Raw genomic sequence first — 13740 nt, 5'->3', positions numbered from 1 at the left:
TTTGATGAAAAATGCGATCTAGTTCACATTTTTCTAATTTCCTATTTGTAGTAAAAGTTTATTAGATTATAATTATTTGGAGTATTTCTTCATAACAAATCTAGTCTATTGACGACTTTTGCACTAAGGAAAAAGATTATGTCAGCATCTCGTCATACCATTTTAAATAAAATCCAACACGGCTTAATTGCCTCTTGCCAACCTGTCGATGATGGTCCGATGGATAAACCTGAAATTGTTGCTGCAATGGCAGCTGCTTCCGTTATTGGTGGAGCAAAAGGGATTCGCATTGAAGGGGTAGAGAATTTAAAAGCCACTCGTGTAGCCGTTGATGTGCCGATTATCGGTATTGTAAAACGTGATTTGCCTGATTCCCCAGTTCGTATCACCCCATTTTTAGAAGATATTGATGCGTTAGCCGATGCAGGTGCAGATATTATTGCCGTTGATGGCACATTCCGCACTCGCCCTGTGAGCATTGAAGATGCTGTAAAACGCATTCACGAAAAAGGTTGTTTAGCAATGGCAGATTGTTCTAATTTGGAAGAAGGCTTGCATTGCCAACAGCTGGGTTTTGATATTATTGGCAGTACGATGTCGGGCTATACAGGCGGTGAAGTGCCTGATGAACCAGATTATCAATTAGTGAAAGATTTAAAAATAGCGGGTTGTAATGTGATGGCAGAAGGGCGTTACAATACGCCAGAACTTGCCAGAGTCGCGATGGAAATCGGGGCGGATTATGTTACCGTTGGTTCAGCATTAACTCGCTTAGAGCATATCGTTAGTTGGTTTGCCAACTCTGTGAAATCAGCCCAAAAGTAGAGGTAAATATGCGTTGTTTAGCGATTGATATTGGAGGCACAAAAATTGCCACTGCGATTGTTCAGCACAACCAAGTGCAACAACGCAAGCAAATTCAAACTCCAACAGATAAACCTCAAGCCGATCAAGCAGGAAGTTTGCACAAAACCATTAGCGAGATTTTACACGCCTATCAAGGGCAATTTGATTTTATTGCTGTAGCCTCAACAGGTATTATCAATAAAGGCGTGCTTACTGCATTAAACCCCAAAAACTTGGGCGGTTTAGCTGAGTTTCCATTAGAAGAAAGTATTGCTCGCCATACTGATAAGCCAATTGCATTATTAAATGACGTACAAGCAGCAGTCTGTGCGGAATATTTAAATGAAGAACAACAAGCGGTCAAAAATTTTGTTTTTATTACCGTTTCCACCGGTGTTGGCGGTGGCATTATTTTAAACGGCGAATTGCAAATTGGCTCAAATGGCATTGCAGGGCATATTGGTCATACCCTTGCCGATCCTAATGGCCCTGTTTGCGGTTGTGGTCGAGTTGGGTGTGTAGAAGCCATAGCGGCAGGGCGTGCCATAGAGGCGGTTTCTAGCAAATGGGATTCCCCTTGCTCACCAAAAGAAGTGTTTGAGCGTTTCAGACAAGGTAATCAACAAGCGGTCGAATTAGTAGAAAAATCTGCAAAAGCGATTGCCAATTTAATTGCTGATTTAAAAATCAGTTTAGATATTCAAAAAGTGGTGTTAGGGGGTAGTGTTGGCTTGGCGGAAGGGTATTTGCCGTTGGTTCAACACTATCTCACCGAGCTTCCCGCTGTTTATCACTGTGCATTAGACAATGCCAAATCAGGGCAAGATGCAGGTTTAATCGGTGCGGCTTGGTGGGCTGAACATCATTTTAAGAACAATTAACTCTTTCAAAAACTCCGGAGATTCAAATGAAAAGTTTAAAAGGTATTTTTAGTGCGTTACTCGTTTCTTTTAACGAAGACGGCTCAATTAATGAGAAAGGTTTACGCCAAATTATCCGCCACAACATTGATAAAATGAAAGTGGACGGCTTATATGTTGGCGGTTCAACGGGTGAAAACTTTATGCTTTCTACCGAAGAGAAAAAAGAAATTTTCCGCATTGCAAAAGATGAAGCGAAAGATGAAATTGCATTAATCGCACAAGTAGGTAGCGTAAACTTAAAAGAAGCGGTGGAATTAGGTAAATACGCCACAGAATTAGGCTACGATTCTTTATCTGCGGTTACGCCGTTTTACTATAAATTCAGCTTCCCTGAAATCAAACATTACTACGAAACAATTATTGCAGAAACAGGCAATAATATGATTGTCTATTCTATCCCGTTCTTAACAGGTGTGAATATCGGTATTGAGCAGTTCGGTGAACTTTACAAAAACCCGAAAATCTTAGGGGTTAAATTTACAGCGGGTGATTTCTACTTATTAGAACGCTTGAAAAAAGCCTATCCTGATCACTTAATTTGGGCTGGTTTTGATGAAATGATGTTACCAGCAGCCTCTCTTGGTGTAGATGGTGCTATCGGCTCAACCTTTAACGTAAACGGTGTGCGTGCAAGACAAATTTTTGAATTAACTCAACAAGGTAAGATCAAAGAAGCACTTGAAATTCAACACGTTACAAACGATTTAATTGAAGGTATTTTAGCAAACGGCTTATATTTAACGATTAAAGAGTTATTAAAATTAGAAGGTGTTGATGCAGGCTTCTGCCGTGAGCCAATGACGGCAAAAGCAACCGAGCAACAATTAGCTCGAGCGAAAGAGTTAAAAGCAAAATTCTTATAATGTATAAGAAATAACACCCTCTTAATTATTGCACCTTAAATAAATTATTTAAGGTGCTTTTTTCAAGTCATTATAGGAAGAATCCTAATGCACTTAGCCCCCAAATATCAAAGACGGCGTGAGCAATAAAAAAAGGTACAAGCACATTCATTTTTCGGCGAAATAACCAAAATGATATTCCTAGTGTTGTCACAGTTAAAGCCCCTGCAATACCTTGGTAAGTATGGAATAAAAAACGAACCACAATACTTAAGATTAATGCTTTAGGAAAAGATCGAGGTTGCACCGCAAAGACTAACCCTATAAAGAAAATCTCTTCAAAAAAACCATTCACCAATGATGTGATGATTAATTCAGGGGTATAACTAATGCGTTGATAATATGACTCATCTATTTCTGGGTAATGCTCTGGTATAACGAATGAATGTAAATATTGATAAATATCTGCAATAGCACCTGCTACCAATACGAGCACTAAAGTCATCGGTAATGTGTAACGATCAACCTTAAAATTTAATACGCTAAAATCAAAATTACGCCAACGTAAATACAACCAAGCAATCATCAACAAAATACCCTGCACAACGGTTATATGATAGCTCGCTAAATCATTAACCGATATTTCAGGGGCAACCTGATTATTATCAAGCAACTCAATATATCCGATAGAAGAATAATAAATTGATGCACCAAAGAAAATGAGGGTTAATACCATAATATCTTTAAATGTCAGATACTTTATCTTCTGAACTGCCATACGCTCTCCTTTTAGTCTAATATTTTTTCATTTTATTATTTAAAAATAAGGCGGTGATTTTAATACAAGTAAATTGCATTTACATCTAAATTAGATTTATTAACCATAATTAAAGAAGCACTAACCTCATAATTGACCTATAATAAATCTAAATTGTCACTCAAAATACAATATCTATTTTTTAAGAGAGGTTTAAAATGACGTCTATTTGCATTATTACAGGTAGCACCCTTGGTGGTGCGGAATATGTTGCCGATCATATTAACGATATATTAACTAAACAAGGCATTGAAGTAACATTGTTTAATCAAGCTCAGCTGTCAGATATTAAAGGGAGATCGCATTTAATTGTGGTCACTTCCACCCACGGAGCTGGCGAATTACCAGAAAATATCCAACCATTATTTACAGATTTAGCCAACAGTTCTACTGATTTAAGCCCAATGAAATTTGGCATCATTGGGATAGGCAGCTCTGATTACGATACCTTTTGTAATGCGGTCAATATTGCTGAAGAAGCACTAAAAGCAAAAGGGGCAATACAGGTTTGTGAATCTTTACGTATTGACGTAGTCAATAATTTTGACCACGATGCCACAGCAGAGGAGTGGCTACCCTCTTTTATAACCAATCTATAGGATAGATAAATAAATGAACAAAATTCAAGCAAAACATCCCATTAACAAAATGAAGTGGATTAAAATTGCGATTATCTTAATTTATATGTTCAGCCCGATTGATATTTTGCCTGAAGTGATTTTAGGCCCACTCGGTTTAGTTGATGATGCCACAGCCCTTATACTGTTGATTAAAACGATTTTAGAATAATTTGCAAAAAATTAGTAAGAAATAACCGCTTGTAAATCAACATTACATCAAAAACAAAGGGAGCTACCGCTCCCTTTTATGAGAATCAACTTATTCGGATAATATTTCTCCCACACTCACTCTTGAATCAGTCTTTTTACCCAGCATACGGTCTTCGCATTGGTTGTTTTCATCACAAACAGTGATGGAAACCAGGTTTTCAATGTCCAGATTCTCAACGTTACTGTTTCTCAAGCTCAGTTTGCTGGCATCCGCTACGCCTAATTGCTCGGCAGAAAGGCTGCTGGCTTTCACGCCGTTGATGCGGTCGTAAAGGCGGGCAAAATCACGAGAATTGAGTTTAGTAGAATTGCCTTTAATATCAGCTTGATTTAAGTTTTTATTTCTTGGCAATTCAAAAAAGGTGAAATCTGCGCTTGGCTTGACATCAATAAGCGCCTCAGAAAAGCTTAAATACGCTGTACCGCCATTGGGTGCAAGTGCTGTAATGGTCGCATTTTCAATTACCGTTTTGGTTCGTGCCGCATCACCAACGGTAAATGCCATATTAGCGGAATTCGCATCATTATCTATCGATCCAGGCAAACCATTTACCATCACTTCAGCCCCCATTCGACCACCAGTTGTAATTGCGGTAATTTTCAAGTCATCTTTGTTGTTTTTTCCTGTAAGTCGAGAGTCACCATCCGTTCTAAACGCATAACCTTGATGGGATTTCACAAAAATGGAGCTCTTCTCACCCTCTAATTCACCTACTAAGAACATAGTTGCATAAGGCGGGTTTGGTGAGATACCACTTTTCTCTTCACCAACAGCTTTAATATGGGAGTTTTTCATTGCGACTTTGCCGTTAAATCCAATCCGGTTAAATTGGGTGCTCTCATCCATACTGTTATCTTTATTAAAAGCAATATCAATATTACTGTTATCCAACTTAATCTTCTCAGCCATCAAATGCACAAAACCATTGTTTAGCTTGATATTACTATTGGAAATGTTAATTTCCGTATCTGCAACTGGTGCTCGGTTGTTAAATTTAGCGGCAAACAAATCATACCGAAGATTGTATTCTCTGTGAATATCGTCTTCTATAGTCGCATGAGATATCCAACGGGCTCTGTTTTGGTTACGTCTGGATAATTGCGTACGCGTATCTAAATTTAATACGCCATATTCATAAAGGGTCATCTCTTCTTGTTTGCCACGTTTATATCTCATATATTCTCGAGTGTTACCAGAATCAATGTAAAAGTTGGTCTGCCCCGTAGCGTTAATGTGATTTAAATTGACCTTATCAAAACCACCAACCACAACAACATCATCAACTTGACTAAATTCAACATTGTTCATATCAACATTAAATTTCTTACGTTGTTTATCTTCAACTTTGTAATGGCGATCATCTAAGAAATCACGAGAACTCGCACTGCGTCCTAAGCCAATAGCCCCATTACCTAAATTAAATTTACTGTCGTTAATACTGATATTTGACTTAAAATCTACCGTATTCTGCAAACTTGTGATCATAAATAATCGGCCAGTTGAATTAATATTTGCATTATGAATATTAATATTCCCTTGATTGGTGATCTTCAATACCCCATCTGTCTTTTTAAATGAATCAATGTTGATATTGCCTGAAATATCAAACCCGTTACCTTGCATATTGACTCGACCATTATTCGCCAACAATGAGCTTAAAGCATCTGTTTGGATAAATGAGCCTGCTCCACCATTATCTTTATCCGCAATGCGAATATCTTCTGTATTGGGAACTTGAATATGAACTGTCGATTTGAGTGTTTGGTCGTGGGTATATAAGTCGGTGTTGTTCTGACGGCCGAAATCGCCAGTCAAATGCACTGTTTTTCCTTTGATATGCAAATTAGGGGTTGTGACTTTAGCCCCTTTTTGAGAACTGACGTTGATATTCTCTTTTAGTCCAAAGGTAGCTGGTTCAGAAAAATGCAAGTTCTCCGCTTTTATATCACTCTTTTCATTTAACTGAATATCACCTGCTGATAACACAACAGTACCCACTTTTTTACTGACGACTTGGTTCGCTTGCAGCACACCATCGTTTATAATCAAACTATCCAATGCCTGATTACGTGCTTTGGCCGTCAACGTAATATCACCATCAGTGGTAATAATGCCTTCATTTTTAATGATACTTTTTACCGTATTCTCATCTAATGCCACATCAATATAACCATCACGCAGGGTAAAGGTCACATTTTCACCTGAAGATAAATTCACATCACCACTGGTACTTTTGACAATGTCTTGCTCATAATCGTAGCAGGTTTTTCCATTCCAACTCCAAGGGTCATCATGACAACCTTTAACTCTCTTGGTTTCTTTATGATAATAACGCTCAGCCGTAATTTCCCCTTCATTAACAACATCATCACCAACTAATACCACGAAAGCCCGTTCGCCTTTTGCGGTAATTTTTCCTTGATTACGGATTTGTCCTTCTTTTTGCAATTTACGGGTAAATTTATCTTTATCCCCTTTCTCGCTGATTTGTTCTAAGTCTTTCGTTGTGACCAACAAACCGCCAACATTCACTTCAGCCCCTTTGGTGACTAACACACCGTTTGGGTTCGCTAAATACACCTTACCATTGGAGGTCAGTTTGCCCGCAATTTGGCTAGCATTGCCCCCCGTCACACGGTTGTAAGCTACCGCCATTTCTGACGGCTGTTTAAATTCCACCTCGTTATTTTTACCAATATCAAAGCTATTCCAGTTGATTTGTGCTTTTGGGGTACTTTGATCTATCGTCATTTTATCGCCACTGGTATTGATCGCAGCCGCACCAACAACCACCTCGCCGTTTTGTGGCAAACTTGGCGTAGAGGCGTAAGCCAAGCCGCTACAAGCGGTCAAAATCGTCCAAGAAATGGCATTTAACTTAAACATATTTCCTCCTAGAATGTTTTAATCACAGAAAATCCAAACTGGTGTTTGTCTGCGTTTTTGATCTTGTTACCCAACGGCTTTGCCGCACTCACATTCACCGCATAGTTGCCTGCCGCTGAAAGCGAGAAGCTCACCCCAAGGCTTTGTACTTTTACCTTGTTTTCCACGCCTGCTGCCAAGAAACGACTATTTTTATAGTATTTGCCGATGCCGTAATCATAGAAAACCGAGCTGGTCAGCACGCTTTTGGAAAAGAGCGGTAAATAATGTTTGAGTTCTATTTGTGCCATATGCCCTTCATCCACCGAAGCAATACCAGCTTGATAGCCACGTACGCCAGACAAGCCACCCAGTAGCATTTTTTGCGAGCTGTCGAGCGTTTTGTCAGTAAATTGCCCATTCACGCCAACAGTGAAGCCAAAGGCATTAGGCAGCATTTGCTCGTGTGACAAGCTATATTGATAGACAGTGAAACGGGATTTCGGCTGGAAATCATCTACCACATAGTGTGTTCTCTCGTTGGTTTGGTTAGTTAAATTACCAAATAATGCCGACAGTGAAAAATAGCTCGTGCCGTCTTTGATGTTGTTCCACGCCCCGTTAATGCTCGTAGTGAGACTGTTGAGCTTACGCTTTTGCACCACATCAACGGCTTGCTGTTTGTCAGTTAAGGCTTGGTGGTTAAAGCTGACTTTGGTATTTAAGCGGAAATCTGGCGTACGAATGGTCGGATGCCACACATACACACCAAAACTATGTGAGTTCCCCTTTGATTGCAAATCTTTGAAATTGCCGCCTAATTCATACGCCAAATAATTTGCTGTGACACCCAAACGGGTGGCGTAGCCGTCGATGAGCGAAGAGTAATCCAAACGGGCATTTCTCAAATTAGCATTGTTGGAGCTAATCAAATCCAACTTCAATTCATCGCCCCAACCAATCAAATTATTGGCTTTTGCCCCCAACGCGAAACGAAAACGTCCTGTGGTTTTGTTACCTTGGTTATCCGCCGACACATACCCCGAAAAACGCTGGGCATTATTGAGTTTAAGCAATAAATTCGCTTCGCCAACTTTCTTGCCTGCGGAAAGTTCCAAGCTGGTATTCACGCCAGGAATATCGTTCATCGTCAAAGCTAATTTTTCCAACTTGTCTTTTAAAATAAATTCGGTTGAATTGACCGTCGTATTCGCTAAACGAGCGACAAACTTTTCACTCAAGGCACTGTTATTTTGCAGCCGAACCTCACCCATATTGCCTTTTAACAGCAAAATTCTCACCACACCTTGTTCAATTTCCTGAGGTGGGATAATTGCTTTGGCAACCAAATAGTTGTTACTGCGATAAAACTCAGTGATGTCGTTCGCCAAATGGTTTAAATCCGCCAGCGAGACCTCTTTGCCCACATATTTCGCCAAAACGCCTGCCAATTCAGGAGCGGAGGTTTCTTGTTGATCACGGTCGAAAATTTGCACACGGGAAAGCGGGAATTTCAGCCCCTGCCCATCTTGTGCGGTGTATGGCGTTTTACTGGCTTGGTTGAACATTTCACCACTTGGTTTGATTTTCGGCTGAATGTTACGCTGCTCCAATTCGCGATTCAGCGTACCAGCGTTGGGTACATTTGCAAACGCTGAGGTATTCAAAACAAGGGCAAAACCGATCGCACTTGCGATCGCCGATAAATTAAATTTCATTGTATCTCCTATCAATTTTGCAAAAAATTGGGGAAAAGTGACCGCTTGTCAATCCTTCTCCCCTTTATATTAGAAGGTATAACCTGCACTTATTTTCACGTTGCGTCCTGCCCCTTCCATCAGGCTAAATGCCGGTAAATGTTTTTTATCGAACAAGTTTTCCACTGCAAAATCTAAACGCAGATTTGCCCACTCGCCTTTCAGCGGTGCGTAGGTGGCACGGAGGTCGGTCAATGTGTAGCCTTGGTAGGTCATTCCGTGGTTTTTCGGCACGCGGGTTTGAGCGTTATAGCGAGTCACTTTCGCCCCTACGGTGAATTTATCTTTCACCACCGCATAATCTACGCCTAGCCCAATTTTGCCTGCCGCGATGTTAGACAAGGCTTCGCCTGTGGATCTGTCTTTACCTTTGGTCATACCGTAGTCCGCAAACACACCGAGACGCTCGGTTTGATATTGTGCTTTCAACTCAACCCCAGCTAAACGAGCGTTGGCGATGTTTTGGTATTGTGACAATTTCGGTGGAATTTCGCGTCGATCTGCTGAATTTTGTTTGAATAATTGCAGATTGATCAGATCTTTCACGTCGTTACGGAAATAGGTCGCCGCCACATTGAGTTTATCGTTTTCGGTAAAGACGCCATCAAAGTGGAAATTGGCGGAAATTTCTTTGTTTTTCGCCGTTTCAGGACGCAAATTCGGGTTAGCCACGAAGGTGTTATTGATGTTTCTGCCCATAAAACTCGCCCCAAAATGTGAGCCACTAACAAAACGCTCCTGCATTGAAGGTGCACGAAATGCCTCATTATATTTAGCAGTTAAATCCAACCAATTTGTTGCTTTCCAAGTTAGTTTTACAGCAGGAGATAAATGGCTATCTTTGTATTTCACCGTTTCACTTAAAGTGTTGAAATGGTCGTAACGTACACTCGGAGAAAAGACGACTTTTTCGTTAAACAACGGAATATGTGCAATCAAATAAGCACCTGTGGTTTTAGATTTTGCCTCATAAGGATTAGCACGATATTGTGCATCTGAATTATTTCTACCACGTTGAGTTGCAACTTTATCCAACATATAATCCACGCCATATACCAAGGATAACCCTGGTAATTCTGAATGGTTACGCAAATTCAACCCCGTGGTATTGAGTTTGGTTTGATCTTTCACACCGCTTAACTGACGTTTTTCTTTCTCTTTGGTACTGTTACGATAAAGAGTAAATTGGGTATTGATATAAGGATTATATGGATTGAAATAGTAGTTCAGTGCAGTGCTTTTATCGGTAATTTTTTGATCGGTTAAATAGCTCACACTCCCGAAGCGTGAAGTGACACCCGCATAGAAATCCGCCAATTTTTGTGCGTATTGCGGATCAGTATGAGTCACTGTTGTGTGGAAACGACGGATTTCCGCTACAATCTGTTCATTTGTGAGTGGATTTTCCACCTCGTTATTACTCGGTGCAGTTTGTTTAATTCGGCTTTCACGGTGGGAAAGTTCCAAACGATTGGTGTCGTTAATTTGCCAACCCAGTTTCGCCAAACCACCCATTTGCTGATATGCCGTGTTGTTTAGTTCTCGCCCTTCACCTGTGCGTAAATTATCAGCATTGTTACGGAACCCCGTAATCAGCCCATCGAATTTATCGTTCGCCGCAAACAAGGAAACGTCGGTTTCAGACAAATTATTGGCAGTTTGGTAACCTTGGTGGATTTTTGCCCCAAATTTTTCGTTATTTTTAAGCAAATCCAACGCGTTCGGCGTACGCATTGCCACTACGCCGCCCAACGCACCGCTACCCCACAATGAGCTGCTCGGGCCTTTAATCACCTCAATTTCTTGAATTAACGACATCGGTAAAAAATAGGAACCACGATGTGCCAAATCAAAATTCTGACGCACGCCATCAACCACCTGCACTACACGGTTACCGCTCAAACCACGAATGTTTGGCTTCTGAGCAATGGCACGGGAACCGCCTTGAATATCGACGTTTGGATTATCTTTTAACGCATCAGCAATGCTAGTAGCTTGTTTAGAAAGGAGATTATTTTTGCTTGCTTTTTGCGGATTGTCGGCAAATTTACTCGGGTCACGAGTTGCCACCACATTAATGATATCAAGAGTTGATTGATTGATTGATTGATCAGCAAGAGCATAACCAGCCGTTGAACTAGCCAATAACGCAAGGTAAATTTTAGATAATTTCATTGTAGCCCCTAATTTTAGGTATAAAGTAAAGTGGCTATAATATTTATATTGAGAACAATTATCAATAATAAAAATTATTTTTATACAAAAATAAACCGCTTGTTGGAGGGGCAAATCAACAAGCGGTCAATTTTATGCGAAATATTGCAATTAGGCTTTCACATTTGCCTTCAAGAAATCAAGCAAGTTCTCTTTCGCCATCATCTGTTTTTCACCATTGCGACGGTTTTTGTATTCAATTTCACCGTTTTCTAGGTTTTTCTCGCCAATCACCACCATATGCGGTACTCCAATAAGCTCCATATCTGCAAACATCACACCTGGACGCTCTTTACGATCATCAAAAATCACATCAACACCTTGTGATTTTAAGGTCGTATATAACTCTTCGGCAAAGGCTTGCACACTTTCCGATTTGTGCATATTCATCGGCACGATTGCCACCGTAAACGGTGCAATTTCATCACTTGGCCAGATAATGCCACGCTCATCGTGGTGCTGTTCGATGGCAGAAGCCACCACACGAGTCACGCCGATACCATAACAACCCATTGTCATCACAAGCGGTTTGCCATCTTCGCCTTGCACCGTTGCTTTCATTGCTTCCGAGTATTTTTTACCTAATTGGAAGATGTGTCCTACTTCAATACCACGTTTGATTTGCAATGTACCTTTACCATCTGGGCTTGGATCGCCCTCCACTACGTTACGCAAATCGAACACATCAGGCATTGCGACATCACGTTCCCAATTCACATTAAAATAATGTTTGCCATCAATGTTCGCACCGCAGCCGAAGTCTGACATTAATGCAACCGAGCGGTCAATAATTGCAGGAATGGGCAAGTTAATCACACCTAAAGACCCCACACTCGCCCCGATTTTTGCTTTGATGTCCGCCTCATCAGCGAATTCAAGCGGATCAGCGACTAACGGATGCTTTTGTGCTTTGATTTCGTTTAATTCGTGATCTCCCCGAATCACTAATGCAATTAGTGGCTGCTCTTCAGTCGCCCCTTTCACGATTAACGTTTTCACCGTTTTTTCAATGGTTAAACCGTGATTTTCCACTAGCTCAGCAATGGTTTTCGCATTTGGCGTATCGACCAATGTCATCTCCGCAGTTGGTGTTTGGCGTTCTCCTACGGCTACCGCTTCTGCTAATTCGATATTGGCGGCAAAATCTGATTCGGTTGAAAAAACCACGTCGTCTTCACCACTTGAAGCTAAGACTTGGAATTCGTGCGACGCTGAACCACCGATAGAGCCAGTATCTGCCTGTACCGCACGGAAATCTAAGCCTAAGCGTGTAAAAATGTTGCTATAAACCTGATACATAATATCGTAGGTTTCTTGTAAACTCTCTTGGGTGGTGTGGAAAGAGTAAGCATCTTTCATCACAAACTCACGAGAACGCATTACGCCAAAACGAGGGCGAACTTCATCTCTAAATTTGGTTTGAATTTGGTATAAATTCAGCGGAAGTTGCTTATAAGAAGAGACTTCTCGGCGAACTAAATCCGTAATCACTTCTTCGTGAGTGGGGCCAAGTACGAAATCACGCTCACCACGATCTTTAAAACGTAACAGTTCTGGACCATAATCATTCCAACGCCCCGATTCCACCCACAATTCCGCTGGCTGCACCACAGGCATTAATACCTCGATTGCTCCGCCTTTATTCATTTCTTCACGAATAATATTTTCCACTTTTTTCAACACTTTGATTCCAGTTGGCAACCAGTTATATAACCCAGATGCCATCGGGCGAATCATTCCGGCACGCAACATTAATTGATGGCTCACTACCTGTGCATCATTCGGGGTTTCTTTAAGGGTTGAAAATAAATACTGACTTGTACGCATTGTTATTCCTATTCTCTTTATATTTTTAGAAGCTTAAAAATGTTGTCTATTCTAAAACAAAGCGGTCAGATTTTCAGAAAATTTTGCAAAATCCCATAAAAAAATAACCGCTTGTTGTGTATTGGCTTCAGAACGTGTTAGGATAGGAAAAACTGAGTAAAGGAGATAAACAATGGCTAAAATATTTTTATTAATTGTATTAGTTTTAGTGGCATTTATTGGCGGTAATTATGTTATTGGCAATAATGAGAAGAAAGAAGAAAAAGTAGAAGCAGTTGAACCAACAAAAACTGAGTCTCAACAAACCGTAGATCCGCATAAAGAGCTAGAAGTCAAACAGCCACAGCCGCTTCCAGCTGTTACAAAAGAAGAAAAGCGTGAGCAAGCGAAAGATACGCAAAACATACCCGCACCAAGCAAACAACAAGCATTGCCAGAAGAACAATCGCTTGAAGGTCAGCAACAACAGCAACCCGCTGAAGTTCCGCAGGCTAACCAAAAACAACCAGAGCCTAAAACGTTAGCCAATGAGCAAAAACCAGAAACTCACGCTAAAACGCTTGAACATACCCCAACGGCAAAATCAACAGGGGTAGGAAGTGAGGGTAAACCACTTGTTCAGCAAACTACGCCTGAAGAATTATCAAAAGCGATTGGTCAAAAAGAGCCAACGCCACACAAAGAACAAGGATTACCAGAAGAACAATCGCTTGAAGGTCAAAGAGAGCAAAAAGCCACTCAACAACCAGAAACAAATAAGCAGTAAAAACCTGTCCTATTAACTAAAAAATCCACCTTTGAGGTGGATTTTTATTTGA

11 protein-coding genes are annotated in these 13740 nt (G+C 40.6%); 6 read left to right on the top strand and 5 right to left on the bottom strand.

Going from position 1 to position 13740, the window contains the following annotated elements:
• Nucleotides 1–138: 138 nt before the first annotated feature.
• The 3 genes from HV560_RS02470 to nanA are packed head-to-tail and all read left to right on the top strand — an operon-like array spanning nt 139 to nt 2632.
• The gene (locus HV560_RS02470) at nt 139–825 is read left to right on the top strand and encodes an N-acetylmannosamine-6-phosphate 2-epimerase (RefSeq protein WP_176812081.1); all 687 of its coding nucleotides are present in this window, start codon (nt 139–141) and stop codon (nt 823–825) included.
• 8 nt (nt 826–833) lie between these two features.
• Nucleotides 834–1727, top strand: a complete 894-nt coding sequence (locus HV560_RS02465; RefSeq protein ID WP_176812080.1) for an N-acetylmannosamine kinase — start codon at nt 834–836, stop codon at nt 1725–1727.
• A gap of 26 nt (nt 1728–1753) precedes the next feature.
• Nucleotides 1754–2632, top strand: a complete 879-nt coding sequence (gene nanA / locus HV560_RS02460; protein WP_176807822.1) for an N-acetylneuraminate lyase — start codon at nt 1754–1756, stop codon at nt 2630–2632.
• Nucleotides 2633–2702: 70 nt separating this feature from the next.
• Here the strand turns inward: nanA and HV560_RS02455 are convergent, their stop codons facing one another.
• Nucleotides 2703–3389 (bottom strand): CPBP family intramembrane glutamic endopeptidase, encoded by a 687-nt coding sequence (locus HV560_RS02455; RefSeq protein WP_176812079.1) that lies wholly within the window; start codon nt 3387–3389, stop codon nt 2703–2705.
• A gap of 197 nt (nt 3390–3586) precedes the next feature.
• On the opposite strand from HV560_RS02455, the gene mioC reads away from it, so the two are divergent.
• Nucleotides 3587–4027: an FMN-binding protein MioC gene (mioC, locus tag HV560_RS02450; protein ID WP_176812078.1), complete on the top strand. Its 441-nt coding sequence runs from the start codon at nt 3587–3589 to the stop codon at nt 4025–4027.
• A gap of 13 nt (nt 4028–4040) precedes the next feature.
• The gene (locus HV560_RS02445; RefSeq protein ID WP_176807819.1) at nt 4041–4217 is read left to right on the top strand and encodes a DUF1232 domain-containing protein; all 177 of its coding nucleotides are present in this window, start codon (nt 4041–4043) and stop codon (nt 4215–4217) included.
• Between the two features lie 90 nt (nt 4218–4307).
• Here the strand turns inward: HV560_RS02445 and HV560_RS02440 are convergent, their stop codons facing one another.
• The 4 genes from HV560_RS02440 to proS form a co-directional block, all read right to left on the bottom strand.
• Complete coding sequence (locus tag HV560_RS02440; RefSeq protein WP_176807818.1) at nt 4308–7145, bottom strand: two-partner secretion domain-containing protein; 2838 nt, start codon at nt 7143–7145, stop codon at nt 4308–4310.
• 8 nt (nt 7146–7153) lie between these two features.
• Nucleotides 7154–8842, bottom strand: a complete 1689-nt coding sequence (locus HV560_RS02435) for a ShlB/FhaC/HecB family hemolysin secretion/activation protein (protein ID WP_176812077.1) — start codon at nt 8840–8842, stop codon at nt 7154–7156.
• Nucleotides 8843–8911: 69 nt separating this feature from the next.
• Entirely contained in the window at nt 8912–11056 is a 2145-nt protein-coding gene (locus HV560_RS02430; protein ID WP_176812076.1) for a TonB-dependent hemoglobin/transferrin/lactoferrin family receptor, read from the bottom strand.
• 150 nt (nt 11057–11206) lie between these two features.
• The gene (proS, locus tag HV560_RS02425) at nt 11207–12922 is read right to left on the bottom strand and encodes a proline--tRNA ligase (protein ID WP_176812075.1); all 1716 of its coding nucleotides are present in this window, start codon (nt 12920–12922) and stop codon (nt 11207–11209) included.
• A gap of 172 nt (nt 12923–13094) precedes the next feature.
• Between proS and HV560_RS02420 the strand changes: the two genes are divergently transcribed.
• Complete coding sequence (locus HV560_RS02420; protein WP_176809422.1) at nt 13095–13688, top strand: hypothetical protein; 594 nt, start codon at nt 13095–13097, stop codon at nt 13686–13688.
• Nucleotides 13689–13740: the final 52 nt, after the last annotated feature.

The organism is Mannheimia pernigra (assembly GCF_013377995.1).
GTDB classification, from domain to species: Bacteria; Pseudomonadota; Gammaproteobacteria; order Enterobacterales; family Pasteurellaceae; genus Mannheimia; species Mannheimia pernigra.
This window is presented reverse-complemented; position numbering and strand designations above follow the sequence as displayed.

Coding starts and splice junctions, on each gene's coding strand:
- HV560_RS02445 (WP_176807819.1), top strand. CDS start 4,041: ATGAACAAAATTCAAGCAAAACATCCCATTAACAAAATGAAGTGGATT.
- HV560_RS02435 (WP_176812077.1), bottom strand. CDS start 8,842: ATGAAATTTAATTTATCGGCGATCGCAAGTGCGATCGGTTTTGCCCTT.
- HV560_RS02455 (WP_176812079.1), bottom strand. CDS start 3,389: ATGGCAGTTCAGAAGATAAAGTATCTGACATTTAAAGATATTATGGTA.
- HV560_RS02430 (WP_176812076.1), bottom strand. CDS start 11,056: ATGAAATTATCTAAAATTTACCTTGCGTTATTGGCTAGTTCAACGGCT.
- mioC (WP_176812078.1), top strand. CDS start 3,587: ATGACGTCTATTTGCATTATTACAGGTAGCACCCTTGGTGGTGCGGAA.
- HV560_RS02440 (WP_176807818.1), bottom strand. CDS start 7,145: ATGTTTAAGTTAAATGCCATTTCTTGGACGATTTTGACCGCTTGTAGC.
- proS (WP_176812075.1), bottom strand. CDS start 12,922: ATGCGTACAAGTCAGTATTTATTTTCAACCCTTAAAGAAACCCCGAAT.
- HV560_RS02470 (WP_176812081.1), top strand. CDS start 139: ATGTCAGCATCTCGTCATACCATTTTAAATAAAATCCAACACGGCTTA.
- nanA (WP_176807822.1), top strand. CDS start 1,754: ATGAAAAGTTTAAAAGGTATTTTTAGTGCGTTACTCGTTTCTTTTAAC.
- HV560_RS02420 (WP_176809422.1), top strand. CDS start 13,095: ATGGCTAAAATATTTTTATTAATTGTATTAGTTTTAGTGGCATTTATT.
- HV560_RS02465 (WP_176812080.1), top strand. CDS start 834: ATGCGTTGTTTAGCGATTGATATTGGAGGCACAAAAATTGCCACTGCG.